Here is a 22337-nt window from a genome sequence, read left to right as displayed (position 1 = left end):
TCATTATTGCTTGTGAATTTGTCCATTTTTCATAACAAAGGTCACACGCTGCAGTTCGGTGATATCCTCAAGTGGATTACCATCGACTGCAATGACATCTGCGTATGAACCGCTTTTAATACGACCTAAACGCGGATCTCTTAGGATATCTGAGGCAGCTATCGTTGCCGCTTGAATAGCCTCTTCGGCAGGCATACCCGCCTCAACCATGTATTCAAACTCTTTCGCATTATCGCCGTGAGCAGAAACACCACTATCAGTGCCGAATCCAATTTTCACGCCAGCTTTATAAGCCGTAGCAAAGGTATCTTGAATTTTTGGACCAATAGCCAAAGCTTTCGGTTTAACAACAGCAGGGAAGTAGCCGTCGATCTTAGCCTTTTCAGCAACGAACTTACCCGCCATAATCGTAGGCACTAAGTACGTTCCATTGGCCTTCATCGCCGCGATCACCTCATCATCCATATAAGTGCCGTGCTCAATAGTATCGATACCCGCGTTCACCGCCCGTAACATACCGCTCTTGCCATGTGCATGCGCAGCGATATGGAAGTTATAGTCATCCGCAATAGCGACCAACGCTTCAAGCTCTTCATCAGTAAATTGAGGATTCTCACCACTTGAAGCCATGCTTAACACGCCTCCGGTAGCCGTGATTTTTATAAAGTCAGCGCCATCTTTATAATGTTGACGAATTGCTTCTTTAACATCGGCGGGGCTATTCACAACGCCTTGTTTCGGCCCCGGCTCACCCATTAAATCAGGTCGAACACCATTGGTAGGATCCGCATGTCCCCCCGTTGTGGCAAGCGACTTACCTGCACTATATATACGCGGCCCATGAACTTTGCCTGCCTTAATCGCATCGCGCAAAGCCAGAGTCACATTAAAAGAATCACCGGGATTACGTACCGTAGTAAAACCGGCGAGCAAGGTCTTCATGCCGTAATTTTGGGCGGTATAAGCCAGATCGGCAGGCCCCTCGGTAAAACGATTTAAATAGGCGCCAGGGCCTGATTGACCATCTAAATGAACATGTAAGTCGGTTAACCCTGGAAGACAGGTTTTATCACTCAAATCGACAACGTCTGATGCCGGCTTGTCAGAAGTGACACTCACAATTTTATCGTTATTAAACTGAATATAGCGCTCACCCACTAACTCGCCACGTTCACTATCAAATACGTTTCCGCAATGTAACCAGCCATCTGCATGAGCAGCAGAACTACAGACCGCTAACACCAAACTAAGAGCTATTTTATGATTCATTATTCAACTCCTAAGTATTTATGTGCCAATGCACTTGAATTTCCTCTGGTCGCTCAACCAGAGAAGCAATGGTGTATTTAGCAAGGTAACTATAAAACTGCTCTTTACCTGCGTGAATAATACCTTTTAAATCACATACTGGATAAATCTTACACCTTGGGTTTAAACAATCAATCCACTCTTCATCACCTTCTAGCTGGCGGATGACGCTATCAAGACGCATTCGGTTCGCGTCAGTAGCAAGAGAAAAACCGCCCCCTTTTCCGCGCCAAGTCTTAATGAGCCCAAGTTTTCCCAGATGATGAACGACCTTATTTAAATGGTTTTTAGGTACCGAAAACACCTCGCTCAAATCACTAATCGTGGCTCTTTTATCTTGCTCAGATGCAGCAAGGTAAATGAGTACTCTGAGTCCATAATCTGTATATTTCTTTAATTGCACGCGGCTTCCTAGAGTTTTTCATTTTTTAGTTTTAATTGGGTTCCGTTGCGACTTTCTATTACGAGCCGATTCTGATCAAAGCCAATGGTGCGGACATTGTTAACCGCTTCGGCAAATGTTTTTGCGTCCTGCATAATGGTTTCCGAACATGCACGACGTGTACTCCCTACCCACTTCAAGTGCACCATTTCGCTGCCAAACTGATACTGTCCGAAACGACGGTTACACCCGTCCGAGCCCACGAGCTTGCCATCGGCTAAGAACTGAATATACATATTAGATGAAGGCGTCATTGATGCATTAGTCTCGGTCAGAATCCACTTAGGGCCTTGCACCAAGTCCAGCGTTTCACCGCCACACCCTGTCACATTTAATTGTCCCGAGTAACTCACCGAAAAGGGGTACACCATTCCACTCATCGTATCCCGACATACCTCGGAACGAATATCTATTTGGTCGCCGTTCGCCGTAGACAACCGCCAACTCGGCCTATCGGAACCTTCATTTACGGGTTCAACAGATGCAACCGTGGCAATCCACTCCTTCTCTGGTGTGCTTACCTCAGCCTGCTTTCCATTAAGCGATAACGCCCAAAATGGCTCATTACCCGATGCTGAGAACGCTTTGGGGAGAGAGTCAGCAGCTCGACACTCTGGAAGTGACTCGCCCCGCCAGATAAATGTGGCCATATTACCTTTGTTCCAGAAGCTACTTTCACCATCATCAGAAACAAATTTAGCGCCCGATGCCACGGGTTGTTGCTTTAGTGTGTCTTGGCGGTCTCCAAAACGTACTTTAAGTTGCTCATTCTGCCACTCGGTATACACCGTATAAGCGCCACAAATGAACACCTGCTCTTGGCTCATATCTCGTTGCGAAGAAGACGAGCACCCCGCGACAATGACACTAGTCAGAAAAATAACGACTGCAAACCGAAACATAATCAATCCAATAAAATTCATATAAACCTCTGATTCTCAGCATACCTCGCTAGGTCAAAAGCTCAAGCACTTAACTACGTGTTTACATTAGTTACACCTTTGCTAAATAAATAATTAATAAATTCTTAATTTTTAATTGCGAATTATTCGCATTTTAATTACTATCTGCCGCATCAAAATAACGTGTGGAGATATACAATGAAAAAAGCCCCGATTGCATTAGCTATCGCAAGCTTGCTAAGTAGCCCGCTGATAATGGCGGAAGAGAATACCGAAATCGAAACAATTAAAATCATTGGATCAACCGAACAGGCGCGTCAGATCGCAGGCTCATCAGCCGTGATAGATGAAGAACAAATGCGCGTTGAAGTACCCACCGATATCAACCAGTTGATGAAAACCCTTCCGGGCGTTTACGTGTTGGAGGAAGACGGCTTTGGTTTACGTCCAAACATCGGTATTCGGGCGGCAAATGCAGGTCGGGTAAGCAAAGTCACGCTATTAGAAGATGGTGTGATGATGGCACCAGCACCTTATTCAAACCCAGCAGCGTATTATTTCCCAACCACCATGCGCATGGCCTCTGTTGAAGTACTGAAAGGGGCACCGTTACTGCGTTACGGCCCTCAAACAACGGGCGGCGTGCTTAACCTGGTATCGACCCCCATTCCTGAGCAGTCTGTTTCAGGTCAAGTTTTAGCACAATGGGGTGAGTTCAGCAGTAACGATATTCATGCTTACGTCGGCGGAACGCAAGGCGCTTGGGGCTTCTTACTTGAGACAGTGCAACGCGAGAGTAACGGTTTTAAAGCCATTGATCGCAGTCATCGCGACAGCGGCTATGATATTCAAGACTACACCGCAAAGCTGAGCTTTGATCAAGGACCACACCACCTGCTTTTCAAGGCGCAGTACTCAGAGGAAATTTCTAATGAGACCTACCTTGGCTTAACCGATGCCGATTTCGTTGATACACCAAACCGTCGTTACGGCATCTCATCGATTGACCAAATGGACAACAGCCATAAAGGCTTTAGCTTGGCTTACGGCTTTGATGTAAACAGTGATGTTACGCTCAATGCTGTCGCATATCGTAACGAATTCAAACGTGACTGGTTTAAGCTCAACGGTGGTGGGTCGTATGTGAGTGCAGCGAACCAAGGCGACATGCTAGCACAAGGCATTCTTGACGGTACCGAAGATGCCCTCGGCCTTGAATACAAACATAATAACCGCGCTTATGAAAGCTATGGTATTGAGCTCAATGCACAGTGGCAACTTGGCGCGCATGCACTTGAAGTCGGTGGGCGCGACCACACGGATGAAATGGATCGCTTTCAACCCGTGGAGATCTTTGACCAAATCAACGGCAGCTTAGTCTATCAATCCACGGTCAGTCCTTCAGGTAGCAATAACCGTATCGAGGGTGCCGATGCAACTAGCCTCTGGATAACCGATAGCTGGCAAGTAAACCAAGCGCTAAAAGTTAATTTAGCCTTGCGCTATGAAGATGTATCGTCATTCCGTAATCAGTTCAGTGAAGCTGCACGTACTACCGCACCAGCATTCCGTTCTAACTCAAGCGATGAGTGGCTACCTGGTGCATCGTTTACCTACGACTTAAGCAACGCATGGCAGGTGCTTGCCGGAGTCCATAAAGGCTTTTCACCACTCGGTGGCGGTGCAACAGAAAACCAAGAGCCAGAAACGAGTATCAACTACGAAGCCGGTCTACGCTATCAAGAACAAAATACGTTTGTTGAAGCTATTGCGTTCTATAGCGACTTTAGCGATACCACCCAGTTGTGCTCTATCGCCACACCATGTGATAACGGTGCTGAATCCGGTACTTATGTACTTGGCGAATCAGTTGTGCAAGGTTTAGAGTTCCAAGCGCAACATACTTTTGCTGCTGGCAATTTTTTGATCCCAGTTGATATTGCTTACACCTATACTCAAGGTGAGATTAGTAAAGATAATGCAGTGTCGGGTCTTATGGACGGCGATCGCTTAAACGATATTCCAGAGCACACCGCAAACGTCCGCATTAGCCTTGATAACAATGCCGGCTGGATTAACTACCTCAACTTTAAATATATTGACTCAATGTGTGTCAGCGTAGGTTGTAACAACAGCACTGCGGCGTTTGATGAGACAGAATCTCTATTCGTTACCGATGCAGTCAGCCGCTACGAACTTAACACGCAAACATCGGTATATGTAAAAGTCGAAAATATCTTCGACCAGCAAGCGATTGTTGCACGTACACCTGATGGTGCGCGCCCAAACAAACCACAGACCGTTTGGATGGGTATCGACTATAAATTTTAGTGGTAAAGTACAAGCGGCCGAGCTCATCCAGAGCTCGGTCCTTTTTCTAGCCAGCTAACGCAATTAAATAGTCCGCTAACGCTCCCATGCCAGTTTTGCCAACGTGCGCACGTTGCTCAGCATCTTGGTTATAATTTGTATTGGTATTCACATCATAAACAAAGAGCTCACCCTGACTGTTCTCAATAAACTCAATGCCTGCTACGTCAATGTCGTTACTGCGTAGGAACGTTTCCAATTGACGAATCACCGAATGCTCATTAAAACGTGTGGTAATTTTGAATTTTTCTGCAATCTCACAGGCGTCCGCTGGGCATAATTCGAAACCTTGTTCAGTATTGACCTGCACCGCGTAAACGAACTTCTGACCGACGAATTCAGCCCGCGTAATAACCGGTGATTTCGCTTTGATATATTGTTGCACTAACCAAGTGCCATCAAGCGGCTCCTCGTAGTCGGCACTCTCTATATAAGCAACCAACTCATCAAGCTGATTGAACTTTTGTACGCCGAGCCCTTTCCCCCCGCGGTTAGGCTTTACGATTAACGGCCAGTCATTAAATTGCTTCGCAGCTTCCACCAGTTGTGCTTTACCCACCGCTGCAAAAGTGCGCGGTACCGACAAGCCTGAACGTTGCAATGCGGCATACTGTGAAAGTTTACACACCTCTAGCGCTAATACTTGCGAACCATTCACGACGGTACGATTCTGGCTTTCTAACCAAGTTAACACCAATTTTGTCAGCTCGGGGGCGAAGCGATGTCCCCGCGTATGTGACGACGCACTCATTCGATTGTAGTAAACAGCATCGTCGGGCTGATTGTGAAACGGCACAACACCTTCATCTAAAAACCAACTTTTAGGTGTAACACCACGTTCTTTGAACGCTTCGTATAGAGGCTTCAACCATTCTTCATTTTCGTGCAAAATTACGATATCGCGCATGCTACACTTCCTTACAATAAAAAGAACACGTCTACAGGTCGCTCATGTCCCATAAAATTATCGGCCCTATTGCCGCCCTATTAAGTGTCATAGTAACACGAAGTTTAGACATGCCGCTTGATGCGGCGCTGACCCTAGCAATCGTCATATGGGTGGCTTGGTGGTGGGTTTCTGAATGTATTCCACTGGCGATAACAGCGTTGCTACCTTTTATTTTACTACCCGTTATTGGTGTTCTCGACCCTAAAGAGGCGGCGACAGCCTTAGGCGATAACATTATTCTGCTATTCATGGCGGCGTTCATGATGGCAAAAGCCATTGAAGCCAGCGGTGTACATAAGCGTCTCGCACTGTCATTAATTGCGCTCATTGGACCCGACAGTGGCCGTCGCATCGTCGTTGCATTTATGTGTGCAACCGCCTTCCTTTCGATGTGGATCTCTAACACCGCGAGTGTATTAGCTTTGCTCCCCGTGGCATTGGCACTTGCAGATGCCACCGACAACAAGCCATTCCAAAAAGCCCTATTATTAGGTCTTGCCTATTCAGGCTCGGTGGGTGGCATTGCCACCTTAGTGGGCACCCCACCTAATCTTATATTTGCCTCAATATATGAAAATATCTCAGGGCAAGGCTTCGACTTCACGCGTTGGCTAGGTATTGGCATACCCATGATGGTTATCAGCATTCCATTAATGGCTTGGTATCTCACTCGTAACGTTCATTTGAGCATGCCATTACAATTACCCCAACAAGATAAAATGTCAGCTTATGAGCGACGCGTGCTGACTGTGTTTGGTGTCGTGGTATTACTGTGGGTGATGCGCACCACCCCGTTTGGCGGCTGGACAGGTCTGTTGGGGCTACCCGCACTGAACGATGCGACTGTCGCTTTAGCGGGCGCGCTGGCCATGTTCATTATTCCAACGGGAGAAAAGCAACAACCCACCTTACTCGATTGGTCGCTAGCGAAAGACATCCCATGGGGTATTTTATTATTATTCGCGGGCGGTATTTGTCTCGCTAAAGGCGTCATGGCAAGTGGTCTCGGCACGTTAATGGGTGAGTCTTTAACGGTATTAGGAGAATGGCCACTGTGGTTGTTGATACTGGTACTCACGCTGGCGGTTTCATTTATGACCGAGTTTACCTCTAACACAGCCACAGCAACGCTTCTAATGCCCATTTTAGCAGCAACCGCACAGGCCATTAATCAGCCTATTGAGATACTCATGATTCCAGCGGTAATTGCTTGCAGCTGTGCATTTTGCATGCCCGTAGCAACGCCACCTAACTCAATTGTATTTGCGTCTAATCGCATCAGCATCCGCGATATGGCGCGCACAGGCGTTGTACTAAACATTATTCTAGCGTTTGTAACGACCGCAATTGTCATGGTTTTGGTCTAAATCAAATGTTCTGTTAAGCAAACTCAGGTAAACTGAGCGCTTTTTAAAGATGGAGTCTCTCGATGGATCAATTGCCTGCTTGCCCACAATGCGCTTCTGAATACGCATACGAAGACGGTAACGTATTAGTCTGCCCTGAGTGCGGACACGAATGGTCACCGCATGACGAGAGCAATGAAGACAATAAAGTGATTCGTGATGCCAATGGCAATGAACTTAATGATGGCGACACCGTCACCGTTATTAAAGACCTTAAAGTCAAAGGTTCATCATTAGTTGTTAAGGTCGGCACCAAGGTTAAAAACATTCGTTTAGTCGATGGCGATCATGATATTGATTGTAAAATTGACGGTGTAGGCGCAATGAAACTGAAATCTGAGTTTGTTAAAAAGGTCTAATAAACCGAATAAGGGAATCTGTCATGCAACGTTTTCTTGCCTCACTACTGTTGGTTTGTAGTAGTTTATTGGCTGCAACGTCAGCCAGCGCAAAAACTGAACAACAGACTATTGTGCTCATTTCTATTGATGGCTTTCGTTACAACTACATCGAGCAACATCACGCCGAGCACCTGAATCATCTAGCTGAGCAAGGTGTTCGCGCTGAAGGGCTCATGCCTGTTTATCCATCCAAGACCTTTCCAAACCACCTTTCGATAGTTACCGGTCAATATCCATCACACCACGGTATTGTTGATAATAATTTTTACGATACGGAACGCAAAGAACATTACAAAATGGCTGACGGTACTGAGGACAGTACGTGGCTGCATACGTTACCGATTTGGAATTTAGCGGAGTTTCAAGGCGTTAAGTCAGCGACTTTCTTTTGGCCAGAATCCAGCGCGCGCATCAATGGACGCACGCCCACTTATTACTATCCCTACAGCAATTTCACGCCTAACCAGCAGCGGGTTGACCAAATTATTCAATGGTTGCAGTTGCCTGAGCAAAGTCGCCCTCGAATGATCACCGGCTACTTTTCTATCGTTGACTCAATGGGTCATAAGTTTGGTCCTGACTCGAAGCAGACAAGAGGCGCGGTTCAAGCCGTCGATAAGCTGATAGGCCAGCTCTGGCAACGTATTCAGGACGAAACCGAAGGCTCAGTCAACTTAATCGTGGTTTCAGACCACGGTATGGCACCGATTAAAGTGGATGCCATGATCGAGGAAGATGACCTAGCTATTGACGAAGAGAAGTTTACCACCGTAAATTCGCAAACACGCTATCTCATTTATGCTAACGAAGACACCAGCGCTGATGATATTGCGGCACTTCGAACACAACTAGAGAACAATAGCGACCTTGGCTATCGCGTTGAAACCGATGACAAGCTTAAACAATTACATGTCAGTGATGGCCCACGTAAGCCCGCCATCGTGCTTTCAACTGATGCACCGGTGAGTTTCGCAACTCGACCTGTCGAAGAGCGCTCCAACGGTGGCAGGCACGGTTATTACAACAATCGTGACATGGATGGTTTATTTGTTGCAGTGGGTCCAGCGTTTAAAAACGGGATGACTATCGATCGGTTTGAAAATATTCACATATATCCATTAATGGCAGATATTTTAGACCTAAAATTAATGACCAAAATTGATGGCGAAATAGCTGTTTTAAAACCTATTTTAAATAATTAATTCGCCTTCGAGTGATCTGTTTTATATAGCCGAGCGAATTGTAAAGATTACTAAAATACTTGGTATTTTTCTTTGCAGTTCGCTAAATATATACATGCACGTTCGTATGTATATTCATAACCTAAAAGGCTAATTAAATTATGGCAGAGACACTCTCGTCACAGTATTGGGCCGAGGGATATTGGATGAACGATATTCCCATCCTGCTCGGAATTGTCGCTGCGATCTGGCTTTTACTGGTTATCGCTGCGGCGTTTGAAGCGTTCCGGCACAAATTACTGGTCGATAAAATTCCAGTGCGAGTGCATGTTAATGGGACCCGCGGCAAAACCAGTGTCACCCGGCTTATCGCAGCGGGCTTAAGATCAGGTGGCAAGCGTATTTGCGCTAAAACCACCGGCTCTGCAGCCGCTATCACTGACCCTCAAGGAAGAGAGTTTCCAATCTACCGCATCAGCGGTGCCAACATTATCGAGCAAATGCGTACGCTCAAACGCATGGCCTCACTTAAACCCGAAATTGTAGTGATGGAATGTATGGCATTGCAGCCACATTACCAATCGCTCAGCGAACTGCGTATGGTGCGCTCCAACGTAGGCGTCATCACCAATGCCCGCGCTGACCACCTGGATGTCATGGGTCCGGGCGAAGAGGATGTGGCTCTCGCATTAGCAGGTAGCACGCCTGTCAAGGGTAACCTCTTTACCGCGGAACGCGATTTACTGGGTGTTTTCGAGCACTCGACCAAAGACCGCAACAGCCAGTTACACGGCGTCACTGAACAAGAGGTCGAGGCCATCAGCGACGATATTCTCAAGCAATTTAAATATTCTGAACACGCTGAGAATGTGGCGTTAGCATTAAAAGTTTGCGAGCACTTAGGTGTTGAGCGAGAGCAGGCGTTGCAAGGCATGATTGGACTCGAACCCGAAGCCGGTGCTATGCAAGTACTTCACGTAAATTATTTCCGCCGCGAAATTGTTTTCGTTAATGCATTTGCAGCAAATGATCCCGAGTCGACCGGTAAAATTTGGGAAAACATGTTGGAAAAGCACGGTAATGAGCGCAGACGTATCGTATTAATCAACTGTCGTGCCGACCGTCCGCACCGTTCTCAGCAAATGGCTGAAGCGGCTGTTGAGTGGACCCAAGCTGACCGCTACATCCTAATGGGATCGGGCACCTTTATTTTTGTTCGCGCCGCAGTGAAATACGGACTCGACCCAGAAAAAATTCTCGTAATGGAGAATGCAGCCATTACTGATATTACCGAAACCTTGCTGGAAGAAGCTGGCAACAGTGCACTCGTTGTCGGCATGTGTAACATTCATGGTGGCGGCGAAGAAGTCGCTCGGTTCTTCCAAAACCGTTCCTTGAAGGAGGAAGACCTGTGATCGCATTAAATATTTTAGCCGTTGCCATCGGCATCGGATTATTCTTTACCTTATTGCTCACACAAACGCTCGGACTCGCCGCCGGGGGCCTCGTTGTTCCTGGTTATGTTGCCCTGCAACTGACCGAACCCATGAGTCTGGTGATTACGCTCGTAGCGGCCTTGCTCACGTTCTTGATCGTGCGCGTAATATCTAGTTTTGCCATTATCTACGGCCGTCGACAAACGATCATTATGATCCTGACCGGCTATCTCATCGCAGGCTTGATGGATTTGTTCCTCGGCAGCTTAGTGAACTGGGTCGACTTACAAATGGTCGCGGGTGGTGACGATGCGCAAGCACAAGTCGCGACACTGGAGTCATCCTTTATGATGGCCGTCATGTCGAGCAATATTATCGGCTATATTATTCCCGGTCTGATAGCGATCTGGTTTGAACGCCAAGGTGTTCTGCAGACGCTTTGCGGCCTGGCCGTCACCGCCGTATTGGTGCGCCTCGCACTGATTGTCATCATGCCTGAAGCGTTGCAGATGTATGAAGCAAGCAGCGCCTTCCACATGCCTGGCTGGTAAGGAGAATCCCAAATGAGTAGTTTTACTAAGATTTATTGGCGTTCTTCAGGTGTGCCAGCCTGGGGACTCATCGTATTAATGATCGCGGCATTAATTGCTTTACTCGCCGTCGAAAACGTTAAAGAAACCGATCCAATCGTGGACGAAAACTATGCCACCATGGTAACGGCTGCAAAAATTATGCGCCAAGGAATGGAAGTTATCCGTCCCTTGCGCGCTGAAAAGGAGCCGATTAACCCAGAGTTCGATCCTCAACGCTCGGGCTTTGTCGGTCTCGATAACAGCATCGTCACGACCAACCACGGTGGACGCGAGTCTAAACAGACCACAGTGAACCCCAACTGGGCAGCCGTGGCGGTTAAACTATTAGCTAAAGCAGGCGTTGAAAAAGGTGACTTAGTCGCGGTAACGGTCTCTGGCTCTTTCCCTGCTCTTAATCTTGCCGTGTATTCTGCATTAGAAGCCATGGAAGCGGAGCCGATTATTATCGCTTCGGCCTCTTCATCGCAGTGGGGGGCTAACGTACCCGGTTTCTTATGGTTGGACATGGCACGTGAACTCAACAAAGCCGGCGTGATTTCGTTCGAACCTAAGTATGCCTCGATTGGCGGTATCGAGGACCGCGGCATTGGTATTCCACAAGTCGGTATTCAATCGATTCGTCAAACGATTGAGCGCGCTGGCTTGCCGATTATTGAACCCGCGAACTACCAAGAAGCGGTGGCCGACCGTATCGCGATTTTCCGTGAATACTCATCCGATCGTAACTACAAAGCGTTCGTCAACGTCGGTGGTGGTGCAACTATCGTAGGTCCTCCAGGTATCGATGATATGTTTAAGTCAGGACTACAGTATGACGCACCTGCTCGTGCATACGCGGTGGATACAGTGATGGGCTACTTCTTACAAGAGAATATCCCAGGCATTCATTTTATCGGCATTAAGAAAATGGCGGAACGCTACGGACTTCCACTGATGCCGCCCGAGCCGGTACCCGTCGGTAATGGTGGTATCTATTCTTCAAGCACCTACAGCCGGTTGCTCGCTTTCGGACTTGCTGTGGCATTGTTTGGACTCACTTGGCTCATCGTACGCTCAGCGCGGATCACCAGCCTCTGGCGTCGCGATAGTAGCAGCGGTAAAGGTACTAAACCGATGGTATAAACACCTCGGTCTCATAAAAAAGGAGCCAACTGGCTCCTTTTTTGTTACCAGAAATTAAACCGTGACCATTGTTCGCTCAATTGCCCCTCTGCATCAGCGACATAGTACTTATCGAACTGAGACGCTGTGGCACAAGCATGATTCGGAAGGATGCGTAATTTATCGCCGACCTGAACAGTGGTGGGTATCGCACTCGATTCTGAACGATGTTTAATAACCCCATGCTCTTGGCTAGCGCTCTCTACAATCCAGTCGGGAAGCGGTCGTCCTACAGCATCTAGCACCATACCGTAACCATAATCGACCGCTTGCGATGCTGTACCGCGGTCGCGCGATAACGCCATCCAGCCCGCATCAATGAGGATCCAACCTTTCTCCGGCTTCACCCCTATGACAGTAGTCACCACAGACAACGCAATATCATCAAGTGAGCACACATTGATATTCGCCATCACTAAATCAAAAAATGTATAAACACCGGCACGCACTTCCGTCACGCCTGTCAGATCTTGAGCAAAGTGTGCGGTAGGCGTAGAACCGATACTGACCATCGGACAGTCAATTCCTGCCAATTCAAGCCGCTCCTTCACATGAACAGCAGTCGCGCGTTCGTTCTCAGCCGCCGCGACTTTTTCTGAACGCGTCGTACAACCGTATGAGCCACCTGCATGCAACAGAACACCTTTAAAAAGTTGAGCTTGCGCCAAGATCTGGCTGACATCCATCAGCGCAGGGCTCTCAGCAGTTAAGCCTGCGCGGCTGCCATCGCAATCAATTTCAATAAGCACGGGAATAACGATGTCATGCAAACGGCAAAACTCGACCACCTGAAGCGCCTGTGTCTCACTTTCTAAGATGATTTTTAAATCAACGCCTTGTTCGATCAATCGTTTAACGTGAGGCAGTTTGTTCTGCGCAATTCCCACTGCATAAATTTGGTCCAGAAAGCCGTGTTCTGCAAAAAAGTCAGCTTCTTTTAGCGTCGATACGGTAATCGGTCCCGTGCCACCATTAAAGATAGCCTTAACCGCAGGCAGCGATTTGAGCGTTTTTACGTGGGGCCGTAAGGGCGTCTTTAATATACTAAGATGGCAATTCAAACGCTTGATGTTGGCATCAAACCTCGGACGATCAACACGTAAATAAGGCGTTTCCAGAGCATCCCATGTCATTTATTTATTCCCCTCATTGAGTTCATAGCATCGGCAGATATGCGCCCACGCTTCTTCCGCCGTATTAACTAACGTAAACAACTTCACGTCATCGGGTGCTATTAAACCTTCTTCAATTAATAAGTCGAAATTAATTAACTTCGACCAAAAGCCTTTGCCTATCAGTACAATAGGCACCGGATCGATTTTCTTTGTTTGAATTAGGGTGAGCGTCTCGAACAACTCATCTAACGTGCCGTAGCCGCCTGGGAGAGCAACGAGAGCGCGTGCCCGCATCAAGAAATGCATCTTTCGAATGGCAAAATAGTGAAATTGGAAGCAAAACTCGGGCGTGATGTAAGGGTTCGGATATTGCTCCTTGGGTAACACAATATTAAGGCCGATACTCTCACCACCGGCCTCAGTCGCACCGCGATTTGCCGCCTCCATCACACCTGGACCACCGCCTGAAATTACCACAACGCGATGCTCAGGGTAATTCTGGCTGTGCTCAGTAACTAAATGCGCAAATTTCTGCGACTCCGAGTAATAGCGGCTGTTCTTTAAATCCCGCTTTGCTTTAATCCAGTGAGCTTTAGTCGTCGCATCGTTGGGGGTTTTATCAAGCTCAGCTTGCGCAATATCGAGGTTGTATTGCGCCTGTTCCGGTGATAAAAAACGCGCGCTACCAAACACGACTACCGTCGCATCAATCTGATGCTTATCGAGCACGCGCTCAGGCTTTAAGTACTCTAATTGCAATCGAACATGACGAAGATCGTCTTCCAGTAGAAAGTCGTTATCAGCAAATGCCAGTTTATAACTGTCATTATTCTGCAGTCGCGCGATGGCTTCTTCCGACTGCTTAGCCGAAGCGTGGTGTCGTTGATGCAGGGGGTGTTTGTCCGCCATTCGAGAATCCTAGGGTAAAGGGTGGTAGCCCATCCAGTCGGGCTTTAACGGCTGTTGCACGCCATCGTATTCAAGTTTAATGGCATAGCCATCGAGTAAATCAATCTTGAGGCAGTCATCGACTTCAAGCAAGTCGTCTTTATGCAGTTGTTCGGCACCCGCAAGCCCCGTGGTGGAAACCTGCATTCGCGCCCGTTGTTTAGCATCCGCGGCTGACTTAGCCACGACTAAAGTAAAATCGTGAAACTCCGCCAAACGACCTGCGAAATACCCGCCAAAATTCACAAAGTATAAGGATAAGCCCTGATTATCGACGACTTCTTTAGTCAGCGAAATGCGATAGCCATCGACATGATGTAAGGCAACATAGCTGTCCATATGGAGACCCTTCTGCGAACCGAACCACTGCTGTCGTAATGCCGGAAAAGTGGCTTCAATCACTGGCGCGACGACAAACCGTACATCGTGGAGCTCAATATGCGCACCCGGCGCGCTACCGCCGATATAAATCATAAAAAGTTGGTTAACTTCAGTGCTCTCTGCAGACACGTTGGAGTACCTCTTGTATTGTGTTTCTTAACCATCGACGCATCGGATCAGCATCCGTCCGTTCGTGCCAAATCTGCATTACCTGCACATTCGGAAGGTCAAGGGGCGGTTCGAGTATGACTAAATTATCATCCAATGCGGTCGCCTGCTCAGCAATTGAACGCAAACAAGTCAGCAACCACCGCGTCGCGGTTAACAACCGAGTCGGTACAATAAAACTGGATAAACCTGCAACAATACTGCGCTCACGCCCCAACTCTGCCAGCTTTTGATCGACCAACCCTTTCAAATCGCCGGTTTCCAACTCTTGGCGTGGGAGATGTATAAATTCATTCGCTATTCATTTTTTCGATGGGTCAAATAGATTTTTTCTTATTATCGAATGATAGTACACACGCTACTATAAGCGCATCAAAATTTACGCCTTAATTGGAGGCTTCATGGCAATGGGTTTTATCAAGTCACTCTTCGTCACTGCTACCTTGGGCGCAGCCTTGCTGTTTGGTCAAACAGCGGTTGCGAGCAAAGGCAAGGTGCTCGTTTTACTTTCCAGTGAAACACAACTGGAACTTGCTGATGGCAGCCAGTACTCCACAGGTTACTACTTAAACGAATTTGGTGTACCGGCTGATGCGCTTCAGCAAGCGGGCTACGAGCTCATTTTGGTGACCCCAAAAGGCAACGCACCGCGGGTCGATCAACGTTCTGTGGATACACAATATTTTGGCGGCGATGAGCAGGAAATGCAGCGCATTCAAAAAGTCATCGCTAACCTTGATGGCATCAACGATACCCACAGACTCGCCGACGTACTCAAAGGTGATTTGAGCCAGTTTGATGGGCTATTCATTCCTGGCGGTCATGCACCTCTGATCGACTTGGTCGGTAATCCTGAAGTCGGTAAGCTACTGACTTATTTCCACAACCAACAAAAGCCTACCGCTGCAATTTGCCACGGCCCTATTGCGCTGCTGTCACCTCAGCAAATGCCCGCACAGTTTATTGATCAGTTTGCACAACAAGGTCAATCACAAGCGCAAGATTGGATCTACGAGGGCTATAACATGACTATCTTCTCGACCCCAGAAGAACAAGTTTTCGAGCGCTCACTTAATGGCAAACAAATTCGTTATTACCCAGCCGCTGCGATGCAAGCCGCAGGCGCGAATCTCGAACAAGCCGAAGCGTGGCAGCCCAACGTCGTTATCGACCGCGAACTGATTACCGGTCAAAACCCTTTTTCCGACAAGGTCCTAGCAGAAGCGTTAATTAAGCAACTAGAACAAGCGCAGTAATCAACAAGGAGTACTAAGCGTGTCAGCTTTATTTCAACCATTTGAGTTAAAAGATGTTCGTTTGCGTAACCGTATTGCCGTACCTCCGATGTGCCAGTACATGGCAGAAGAAGGCGTGGTCAACGATTGGCACCTCAGTCATTACACCAGCTTAGCGCGCGGTGGTGCAGGCTTAGTTATTGTTGAGGCGACCGCAGTTTCTCCGGAGGGACGTATCACCCCAAACTGCACTGGGTTGTGGAATGACGATCAAGCACAAGCGATGCAGCCGATTGTCAACAATATCAAAGCCGCCGGTGCGGTAGCGGGTATTCAAATTGGTCACGCGGGACGGAAGGCGAGTGCCAACCGTCCATGGGACGGCGACGACCATATTGCTGAAGATGACCTCCGAGGCTGGGAAACGCTTTCCCCATCTTCTATTGCGTTTGGCGCTAATCTGCCGCGTCAGCCCAAAGAGATGACGTTAGAAGATATAAAGCGTGTACAAACTGACTTTGTTGCCGCGGCTGAACGTGCTCGCGACCTGGGCTTTGAATGGCTGGAGTTACACTTTGCACATGGGTACCTTGGTCAAAGCTTTTTCTCGCCACACGCTAACCAACGTACTGACGAATATGGCGGGTCATTCGAGAACCGCGCACGCTTTTTAGTCGAAACGGTGCGCGCGGTAAAAGCCGTATGGCCCGATAACCTCCCGCTAACTGCACGTTTTGGCGTTATCGAATTTGATGGCAATGACGAGGAGCAGTTGCAAGAGTCGATTAGGTTAACTGAGTTGCTCAAAGCAGAAGGATTGGATTTTCTAAACGTCAGTATCAGTTTCTCAACGCCACACGCCAATATCCCATGGGGACCGGGCTTTATGGCACCTATCGCTGAGCGCATTCGCAACGCCGCGGATATTCCCGTTGCATCGGCGTGGGGAATCGATTTGCCGCAGCTGGCAGAACATACCGTCGCGCAAGGTCAATTAGACTTAGTCATGGTTGGACGTGCACATCTATCGAATCCGCACTGGCCCTATGAAACCGCCAAAGCGTTGCGTGTTGAAAAACCCTCATGGGTTTTACCCGCCCCTTATGCGCATTGGCTCGAGCGGTATTAAGCTAACTATTAAGGCTCAAACACCTTGTACAGTGAGCACCAGTTTTCGACTGCCCGCGTGGTCGCGGTGCTCACATACATAAAGACCCTGCCATGTACCCATATTTAAACGTCCTTGCGTCAGCGGAATAGTCACAGAAGCACCTAAGATACTCGACTTCAAGTGAGCTGGCATATCGTCAGGTCCCTCGTAGGTATGCTCATAGTAGGGCGCATTCTCAGGCACCATTTCATTAAAGTGGCGTTCAAAGTCACCCCGCACTGTTGGGTCGGCATTTTCATTGATCGTGAGTGAGGCCGAGGTATGTTGAATGAACACATGCACGAGCCCAGTGGATAACTGACACTTTTCAGTTAATAACCGTTCTACCCGATCAGTGATTAAGTGAAAGCCTCGGTTAAAAGCGGGCAGCGTTAGCTCAAATTGTTGTACGTGCATAGAACTCTCAAAAATAACGTGTGCTAGCGCATTAAACGCATCGGCACCATCTGTGGATCGCTGTTGGTTTGTTCCACAAATCCTAGACTGCGATATAGGTTCAGAGCGCGAAGATTCTCTGGCAACACGTTTAATGTAACATGCTCAACTTCAGAATGTTGTAAAGCGTAATCAAGCAACGCTTGCACAAATAATCGTCCTAACCCTTTGCCACGCTCCTGCGGATTTACAATCAAACATGCAATGTGTCTTGCACCTTCATGTTTCTCATAACATTGTGCAAAGCCAACTAACTTATTGTCGTGCCAAAACCCAAGAGAGGGCCGTTCGTCACATTTTAGGCGCGTCCAAACATCATTGATGGGACTATCGGCGTGCACATTCGGGCCAAGCCAAAATAAGCGGTCGCGTGCCGTTTGAACCCATGAAAAAACTTCCTGAAATTGCTGTGGTGAAATCGGTTTTAGCATAGTTATTCTATTTGAGGGCTTTAGCAGAACTATAAAGGATAAGCCTGTTAAGCCAATAAGCGGATTGTCAGATTCATACCGTAACCGCCTAATTACCCAGATATATACGATAAACCGACGATCAAAGGCGCTAAACAGCAACCAAACGAGTAAAAAATGCATTGAAACATTCTGTTACAAACAAGATAATATAACATTAATATATTATTATAAGTATAAAAGGATGTTGATCGACATATGGAGCTGTCGTCACTCAGTGCGCTTTCACCCAAGCGCCCACAGTTTTGGCAGGTCGCCAAGCGGTGTTGTATTATAGCGGCGTTCATCGATGTGGCGTTCTTCGTCATCTTTATGCTGCTCGATTCGCCCTTGCTTGCATGGATTAATCTATTGAGCATTACCATGTATCTGACCGCATATTGGGCGTACACAACGCGTAAAAATACACTCGCAACTCTGCTAATCTGGGCAGAGGTGTTATATCACTCTGCTTTCGGCACGCTGTTGATCGGCTGGGATAGCGGATTTCATTATTTTCTACTGATGTTTGTACCCGCGATTTTTGTCAGTATGAGTTTGACCCCCGCTATCCTATCACTGTGTGGGTTGTGGGTTTATTATGTCGCACTCGACTTATTCGGTTGGTACTATCCGCCACTTCAGCCAATTCGCGGTGATGCATTGGTTTTGGTGCACCTATTCAACTTAACCGTTGTTTTTGCGATGTTTGCCTACCTTGCACTCTATTATCTCAACAAGGTCAACATCACACACGACAAGCTACGTTTTTTTGCCACCACCGATCCGTTGACGCGGTTACGCAACCGTCGACACATGTCTGAATTACTGAAACGTGCGGTGGAGAGCTATCAAAAAGAACAACGGCTTGTCTCGGTATTATTACTCGATCTCGACCACTTTAAGACAATTAACGATACTTATGGGCATGATGCAGGCGATGCGGTACTCAAAGTAGCAGCGGATATTCTTCGCGACACCGTACGCGACCATGACAAGGTTTCGCGTTGGGGGGGTGAGGAGTTTTTGGTGTTTTTACCACGAACTAACTTAAATCACGCCGCGCAAGTTGCTGAGCGCATTCGCAAAGCAATTGCAAAATATCCCTGGTACACAGTTATAAATGAGAACATTCAATTGACTACTAGCATCGGAGTAAGTGAACTCAAACCCGATGACTCGGTCAATACATTAGTAAAGCGTGCGGATGACGCGCTATATCGCGGCAAGGAAGCTGGTAGAAATTGGGTCGAACTCGAATCGGAGGCTTCATGTCGCAAACCAAAAACAGCATCATCATCGCCATCGGACTGATCGTCAGTTGTGGGGTACTTGGTACATTTTTTTCAAAAGGCTTAACCGACTTTCGATCAATGGATCGCAGTGTCACTGTGAAAGGGCTCTCTGAACGCGAGTATGTTGCCGACACCGTCATTTGGCCGATTCAATTTACCGCTGCCAGCAATCAGCTTTCGGATATTTATCAAACTATTGAACAAGGCAAGCAGCAAGTCACCGAATTTCTAAAGGGTAAAGAGGTTAAAGCCGATGAGATTTCGGTCGCAGCTCCCTCGATCACCGATAAGTCGGCACAACGTTATGGCTCAGGTCAACCGGCTGAGTTTCGCTATACCGCCACCCAAACCATTACCGTGTATTCAACGCGCGTCGAAACAATACGCGACATGATGAGTTCGCTATCGGAATTAGGTAAACAAGGTATGGTGCTATCTACCGACGATTACCAAGCGCAACCCGAGTACCTATTCACCCGATTAAACGATGTGAAACCCGAAATGATAGAAGAAGCCACTAAGAATGCACGCGAAGTGGCAGAGAAGTTCGCCGAAGATAGTAATAGCGAACTCGGCAAAATAAAAGATGCCCGCCAAGGCCTATTCAGTATTCAAGAACGTGACCGTCATAACCCACACCTTAAAAAAGTACGTGTCGTCTCAACGGTTGAATATTACTTATCCGACTAGTCAGCCGTTTCATCATTTTTAGGTCGAGGGCATTGTCCCTCGACATTCACTTCAACATAATTCATATCGAAGCATCGCAGATAAGATTCAACAATAGTTAAGTTAGGTGGCCACGGCACTTCAATCGGATTACCTTCAGCATCGCGCGGATCAAATCCCTCGGGGCGCGGAACGGCTTTTAAACGCGCTATAGCATCAACCAGTTTCGGTTTGTCCTTTTTAATAAATGCAACGGTCGCATCCATGTAGGGGTTCCACCCGCTACGGTCCTGCTCGTCCGGTTTATAACTCTGTCTAAATAAAGCAATCGCCGCCTCATTGTGACCTAACTCCGCATGCAGCTGCGCTTGATGTAGACGGAGCGTGTGCTTCATACCGTCCGATAAGTCAGTTCGTTGTTGTTGATACGCCTCAATCAGTTTAACCGCTTCGGGCTTACAACCGGGTGTATCAGCAACGGCGCGCCAGCCCCCTTCAAAGTCTTGGTCAAAACTCATAAAATCTAACTCAAGCAGCGCTGCCTTGTCTTCAATGCATGTGGCTTGCGCCGCTTTCGCACCACTAGATGCCAACATAACACTAACCAATAAGAACTGAACGAAACGACTCATTACAAATAACCAAAGTTTATTTATTTTATTTATCATTAGCACTCTTTCGTCCCCATCTCAAGCGCCTCACATCGGCAGTTTATTGATTCACATCAACACGTCATAAGGCGTTTAGCAGTAACCTGCGAGCATTTAGCTCCGCACGTAACTGGATCAGCATCTTAAACTATGTCGATGTATAAAAGCCCCGAACTACTCGCCCCTGCCGGGAATCCGACCGCCATGAAAATCGCCTTTGCCTACGGTGCAGATGCGATTTATGCCGGCGAGCCACGCTACAGCTTACGGGTAAGAAATAACAGCTTTACGTTGGCAAATTTAGGTGAGTCGATCGACTACGCTCACAAACTGGGTAAACGCTTCTACGTCGTGGTCAACATCGCACCGCATAACGCAAAACTTACGCAGTTTGTTGAACATATGGCGCAAGTGGTAGCCCTAACACCGGATGCATTAATCGTCTCAGATCCGGGTATCGTGATGTTGCTGCGCCAGCACTTCCCTGAACAAGCACTGCACTTATCTGTGCAAGCTAACACCGTGAACTGGGCGGCACTCAAGTTCTGGCAACAACAGGGCATCGAGCGGGTGATCCTCTCACGCGAACTGTCTTTGCAAGAGATCAAAGAAATGCGCGAACACGTGCCTGATATGGAGCTTGAGGTGTTCGTCCACGGCGCTCTGTGTATGGCTTATTCGGGTCGCTGTTTACTCTCCGGTTACACCAATAAACGTGATCCCAACCAAGGCGCATGCACCAACGCATGTCGTTGGAAGTACCACACGCAACCTGCACAGCAAGACGAAGTCGGCCAATATATACCGGACCCCATCTTAGTCGCCGATCCTCAACGTCCCGATGAGCCCATGCTACTGGATGAAGATATTCATGGCAGTTATCTGATGAACTCCAAAGACCTCCGTGCCGTTGATTTAGTCGAACCGCTGACGCAAATGGGTGTTCACTCACTGAAGATTGAAGGTCGAACCAAGTCCGACTATTACGTCGCACGTACAACCCAAGTCTACCGACGTGCCATTGATGATGCGGTAGCGGGCAGGCCGTTCAACCCGCAACTGCTCAATGCACTCGATGGTATGGCGAACCGAGGTTTTACTCATGGCTTCTTGCAACGCCACAGCGCACAGTCACTGCAGAACTACGAACGCGCTCATAGTGAAGGAAAAGAGCAACTTGTCGGTCAGCTACTCGCAAGCGACAACCAAGATGCCTACCTTATTGATGTAAAAAATGCATTCTCGGTGGGCGATGAACTTTTACTCATCACGCCCAAAGGTAACTATCCACTTAAAGTCACTGAGCTTGTGGATAACAAGGGAATGCCACTTTTACGCGCACCAGGCTCGGGTTATCAAGTCTATGTTCCTGCTGAAGTCGCTATCGAATCAGGAGATAGACCCATGTGTTTTCTGATAAAAAGGAGCGAGCATGATCACCATTAACGAAGACTGCATCAACTGCGATATGTGTGTACCTGAGTGCCCGGTCGAAGCGATCGAGATGGGTGACGAGCATTACGAAATTAAGCAGTCGTTATGTGTCGAATGCGAAGGTTTCTATCCTGAGCCCAGCTGTTATGCAGTATGTCCGGTCGATGCAGTGGACATCGGCAAGTAAAAAACAGCGAAATTTGCTATGCTTTGCCGCCAAGAACACGAATAAAGGGGC

The 22337-nt window shown here is 47.7% G+C and carries 24 protein-coding genes; 13 read left to right on the top strand and 11 right to left on the bottom strand.

Going from position 1 to position 22337, the window contains the following annotated elements:
• Positions 1-3: 3 nt before the first annotated feature.
• The 3 genes from B2X00_RS01760 to B2X00_RS01750 are packed head-to-tail and all read right to left on the bottom strand — an operon-like array spanning position 4 to position 2673.
• A complete protein-coding gene (locus tag B2X00_RS01760) occupies positions 4-1269 on the bottom strand; it encodes a metal-dependent hydrolase family protein (RefSeq protein ID WP_290485861.1) in 1266 nt (421 codons plus the stop codon).
• A 10-nt stretch (positions 1270-1279) separates the two neighbouring features.
• On the bottom strand, positions 1280-1711 hold the full coding sequence (locus tag B2X00_RS01755) for an Rrf2 family transcriptional regulator (protein WP_290485860.1): 432 nt from the start codon (positions 1709-1711) through the stop codon (positions 1280-1282).
• Between the two features lie 8 nt (positions 1712-1719).
• Complete coding sequence (locus B2X00_RS01750) at positions 1720-2673, bottom strand: META domain-containing protein (RefSeq protein WP_290485859.1); 954 nt, start codon at positions 2671-2673, stop codon at positions 1720-1722.
• 177 nt (positions 2674-2850) lie between these two features.
• Here B2X00_RS01750 and B2X00_RS01745 point away from each other — a divergent pair, with 177 nt between their 5' ends.
• Positions 2851-4983, top strand: a complete 2133-nt coding sequence (locus B2X00_RS01745; RefSeq protein ID WP_290485858.1) for a TonB-dependent receptor family protein — start codon at positions 2851-2853, stop codon at positions 4981-4983.
• A 46-nt stretch (positions 4984-5029) separates the two neighbouring features.
• On the opposite strand, the gene B2X00_RS01740 is transcribed toward B2X00_RS01745, so the two are convergent.
• Positions 5030-5929, bottom strand: coding sequence for an ATP-grasp domain-containing protein (locus tag B2X00_RS01740; protein WP_290485857.1), 900 nt, complete (start codon positions 5927-5929; stop codon positions 5030-5032).
• A gap of 44 nt (positions 5930-5973) precedes the next feature.
• Between B2X00_RS01740 and B2X00_RS01735 the strand changes: the two genes are divergently transcribed.
• The 6 genes from B2X00_RS01735 to pgsW all read left to right on the top strand — a co-directional run bounded on the left by B2X00_RS01735 (position 5974) and on the right by pgsW (position 12110).
• On the top strand, positions 5974-7338 hold the full coding sequence (locus B2X00_RS01735; RefSeq protein ID WP_290485856.1) for an SLC13 family permease: 1365 nt from the start codon (positions 5974-5976) through the stop codon (positions 7336-7338).
• A 62-nt stretch (positions 7339-7400) separates the two neighbouring features.
• Entirely contained in the window at positions 7401-7736 is a 336-nt protein-coding gene (locus tag B2X00_RS01730) for a zinc ribbon domain-containing protein YjdM (RefSeq protein WP_272978148.1), read from the top strand.
• Positions 7737-7759: 23 nt separating this feature from the next.
• Entirely contained in the window at positions 7760-8980 is a 1221-nt protein-coding gene (locus B2X00_RS01725; protein WP_290485855.1) for an ectonucleotide pyrophosphatase/phosphodiesterase, read from the top strand.
• A 140-nt stretch (positions 8981-9120) separates the two neighbouring features.
• Positions 9121-10374: a poly-gamma-glutamate synthase PgsB gene (gene pgsB, locus B2X00_RS01720; protein WP_272978146.1), complete on the top strand. Its 1254-nt coding sequence runs from the start codon at positions 9121-9123 to the stop codon at positions 10372-10374.
• Positions 10371-10946: a poly-gamma-glutamate biosynthesis protein PgsC gene (gene pgsC / locus B2X00_RS01715; RefSeq protein ID WP_006954481.1), complete on the top strand. Its 576-nt coding sequence runs from the start codon at positions 10371-10373 to the stop codon at positions 10944-10946. The genes pgsB and pgsC overlap by 4 nt, the downstream gene beginning before the upstream one ends.
• Positions 10947-10958: 12 nt before the next feature.
• On the top strand, positions 10959-12110 hold the full coding sequence (gene pgsW, locus B2X00_RS01710; RefSeq protein ID WP_272978145.1) for a poly-gamma-glutamate system protein: 1152 nt from the start codon (positions 10959-10961) through the stop codon (positions 12108-12110).
• Positions 12111-12154: 44 nt separating this feature from the next.
• Here pgsW and B2X00_RS01705 read toward each other — a convergent pair whose 3' ends face one another.
• From B2X00_RS01705 to B2X00_RS01690, 4 genes are read right to left on the bottom strand one after another with little or no spacing between them, the layout of a single operon-like run.
• Positions 12155-13282 carry a DSD1 family PLP-dependent enzyme gene (locus B2X00_RS01705; protein ID WP_290485854.1) on the bottom strand — a complete coding sequence of 376 codons (1128 nt, stop codon included), beginning with the start codon at positions 13280-13282 and terminating at the stop codon, positions 12155-12157.
• Positions 13283-14173 carry a TIGR00730 family Rossman fold protein gene (locus B2X00_RS01700; RefSeq protein ID WP_290485853.1) on the bottom strand — a complete coding sequence of 297 codons (891 nt, stop codon included), beginning with the start codon at positions 14171-14173 and terminating at the stop codon, positions 13283-13285.
• Between the two features lie 9 nt (positions 14174-14182).
• The gene (locus tag B2X00_RS01695) at positions 14183-14686 is read right to left on the bottom strand and encodes a DUF1543 domain-containing protein (protein ID WP_290485890.1); all 504 of its coding nucleotides are present in this window, start codon (positions 14684-14686) and stop codon (positions 14183-14185) included.
• A 16-nt stretch (positions 14687-14702) separates the two neighbouring features.
• Positions 14703-15011, bottom strand: a complete 309-nt coding sequence (locus tag B2X00_RS01690; protein ID WP_290485852.1) for a hypothetical protein — start codon at positions 15009-15011, stop codon at positions 14703-14705.
• A gap of 151 nt (positions 15012-15162) precedes the next feature.
• Between B2X00_RS01690 and B2X00_RS01685 the strand changes: the two genes are divergently transcribed.
• Entirely contained in the window at positions 15163-16017 is an 855-nt protein-coding gene (locus B2X00_RS01685) for a type 1 glutamine amidotransferase domain-containing protein (RefSeq protein ID WP_290485851.1), read from the top strand.
• Positions 16018-16036: 19 nt separating this feature from the next.
• Positions 16037-17125 carry an NADH:flavin oxidoreductase/NADH oxidase gene (locus tag B2X00_RS01680; protein WP_290485850.1) on the top strand — a complete coding sequence of 363 codons (1089 nt, stop codon included), beginning with the start codon at positions 16037-16039 and terminating at the stop codon, positions 17123-17125.
• A gap of 15 nt (positions 17126-17140) precedes the next feature.
• Here the strand turns inward: B2X00_RS01680 and B2X00_RS01675 are convergent, their stop codons facing one another.
• Positions 17141-17563, bottom strand: a complete 423-nt coding sequence (locus B2X00_RS01675) for a secondary thiamine-phosphate synthase enzyme YjbQ (protein WP_290485849.1) — start codon at positions 17561-17563, stop codon at positions 17141-17143.
• A gap of 23 nt (positions 17564-17586) precedes the next feature.
• A complete protein-coding gene (locus B2X00_RS01670; protein WP_290485848.1) occupies positions 17587-18033 on the bottom strand; it encodes a GNAT family N-acetyltransferase in 447 nt (148 codons plus the stop codon).
• Between the two features lie 237 nt (positions 18034-18270).
• Between B2X00_RS01670 and B2X00_RS01665 the strand changes: the two genes are divergently transcribed.
• Together B2X00_RS01665 and B2X00_RS01660 are read left to right on the top strand one after the other, a co-directional pair.
• Complete coding sequence (locus B2X00_RS01665) at positions 18271-19365, top strand: GGDEF domain-containing protein (RefSeq protein WP_290485847.1); 1095 nt, start codon at positions 18271-18273, stop codon at positions 19363-19365.
• Positions 19323-20036, top strand: coding sequence for an SIMPL domain-containing protein (locus B2X00_RS01660; protein WP_290485846.1), 714 nt, complete (start codon positions 19323-19325; stop codon positions 20034-20036). Before B2X00_RS01665 ends, B2X00_RS01660 begins: the two co-directional genes overlap by 43 nt.
• Here the strand turns inward: B2X00_RS01660 and B2X00_RS01655 are convergent.
• On the bottom strand, positions 20033-20647 hold the full coding sequence (locus B2X00_RS01655; protein ID WP_290485845.1) for a hypothetical protein: 615 nt from the start codon (positions 20645-20647) through the stop codon (positions 20033-20035). The genes B2X00_RS01660 and B2X00_RS01655 overlap by 4 nt on opposite strands.
• 174 nt (positions 20648-20821) lie before the next feature.
• Here B2X00_RS01655 and yegQ point away from each other — a divergent pair, with 174 nt between their 5' ends.
• Together yegQ and B2X00_RS01645 are read left to right on the top strand one after the other, a co-directional pair.
• Complete coding sequence (gene yegQ, locus B2X00_RS01650) at positions 20822-22111, top strand: tRNA 5-hydroxyuridine modification protein YegQ (RefSeq protein ID WP_290485889.1); 1290 nt, start codon at positions 20822-20824, stop codon at positions 22109-22111.
• Complete coding sequence (locus B2X00_RS01645; protein ID WP_006954506.1) at positions 22098-22286, top strand: 4Fe-4S dicluster domain-containing protein; 189 nt, start codon at positions 22098-22100, stop codon at positions 22284-22286. Before yegQ ends, B2X00_RS01645 begins: the two co-directional genes overlap by 14 nt.
• Positions 22287-22337 lie beyond the last annotated feature (51 nt).

This window comes from Idiomarina sp. UBA3162 (assembly GCF_002364475.1).
In the GTDB taxonomy this organism is placed as follows: domain Bacteria; phylum Pseudomonadota; class Gammaproteobacteria; order Enterobacterales; family Alteromonadaceae; genus Idiomarina.
Note: the sequence above shows the minus strand (reverse complement) of the source record. Positions and strands in the feature narration are given on the sequence as shown.

Excerpts from the sequence above, each read along its gene's own strand:
- B2X00_RS01760 (WP_290485861.1), bottom strand. The coding sequence starts at position 1,269 with ATGAATCATAAAATAGCTCTTAGTTTGGTGTTAGCGGTCTGTAGTTCT.
- B2X00_RS01750 (WP_290485859.1), bottom strand. The coding sequence starts at position 2,673 with ATGAATTTTATTGGATTGATTATGTTTCGGTTTGCAGTCGTTATTTTT.
- B2X00_RS01745 (WP_290485858.1), top strand. The coding sequence starts at position 2,851 with ATGAAAAAAGCCCCGATTGCATTAGCTATCGCAAGCTTGCTAAGTAGC.
- B2X00_RS01740 (WP_290485857.1), bottom strand. The coding sequence starts at position 5,929 with ATGCGCGATATCGTAATTTTGCACGAAAATGAAGAATGGTTGAAGCCT.
- B2X00_RS01735 (WP_290485856.1), top strand. The coding sequence starts at position 5,974 with ATGTCCCATAAAATTATCGGCCCTATTGCCGCCCTATTAAGTGTCATA.
- B2X00_RS01730 (WP_272978148.1), top strand. The coding sequence starts at position 7,401 with ATGGATCAATTGCCTGCTTGCCCACAATGCGCTTCTGAATACGCATAC.
- B2X00_RS01725 (WP_290485855.1), top strand. The coding sequence starts at position 7,760 with ATGCAACGTTTTCTTGCCTCACTACTGTTGGTTTGTAGTAGTTTATTG.
- pgsB (WP_272978146.1), top strand. The coding sequence starts at position 9,121 with ATGGCAGAGACACTCTCGTCACAGTATTGGGCCGAGGGATATTGGATG.
- pgsW (WP_272978145.1), top strand. The coding sequence starts at position 10,959 with ATGAGTAGTTTTACTAAGATTTATTGGCGTTCTTCAGGTGTGCCAGCC.
- B2X00_RS01705 (WP_290485854.1), bottom strand. The coding sequence starts at position 13,282 with ATGACATGGGATGCTCTGGAAACGCCTTATTTACGTGTTGATCGTCCG.
- B2X00_RS01700 (WP_290485853.1), bottom strand. The coding sequence starts at position 14,173 with ATGGCGGACAAACACCCCCTGCATCAACGACACCACGCTTCGGCTAAG.
- B2X00_RS01695 (WP_290485890.1), bottom strand. The coding sequence starts at position 14,686 with ATGATTTATATCGGCGGTAGCGCGCCGGGTGCGCATATTGAGCTCCAC.
- B2X00_RS01685 (WP_290485851.1), top strand. The coding sequence starts at position 15,163 with ATGGCAATGGGTTTTATCAAGTCACTCTTCGTCACTGCTACCTTGGGC.
- B2X00_RS01675 (WP_290485849.1), bottom strand. The coding sequence starts at position 17,563 with ATGCACGTACAACAATTTGAGCTAACGCTGCCCGCTTTTAACCGAGGC.
- B2X00_RS01670 (WP_290485848.1), bottom strand. The coding sequence starts at position 18,033 with ATGCTAAAACCGATTTCACCACAGCAATTTCAGGAAGTTTTTTCATGG.
- B2X00_RS01665 (WP_290485847.1), top strand. The coding sequence starts at position 18,271 with ATGGAGCTGTCGTCACTCAGTGCGCTTTCACCCAAGCGCCCACAGTTT.
- B2X00_RS01660 (WP_290485846.1), top strand. The coding sequence starts at position 19,323 with ATGTCGCAAACCAAAAACAGCATCATCATCGCCATCGGACTGATCGTC.
- B2X00_RS01655 (WP_290485845.1), bottom strand. The coding sequence starts at position 20,647 with ATGAGTCGTTTCGTTCAGTTCTTATTGGTTAGTGTTATGTTGGCATCT.
- yegQ (WP_290485889.1), top strand. The coding sequence starts at position 20,822 with ATGTATAAAAGCCCCGAACTACTCGCCCCTGCCGGGAATCCGACCGCC.
- B2X00_RS01645 (WP_006954506.1), top strand. The coding sequence starts at position 22,098 with ATGATCACCATTAACGAAGACTGCATCAACTGCGATATGTGTGTACCT.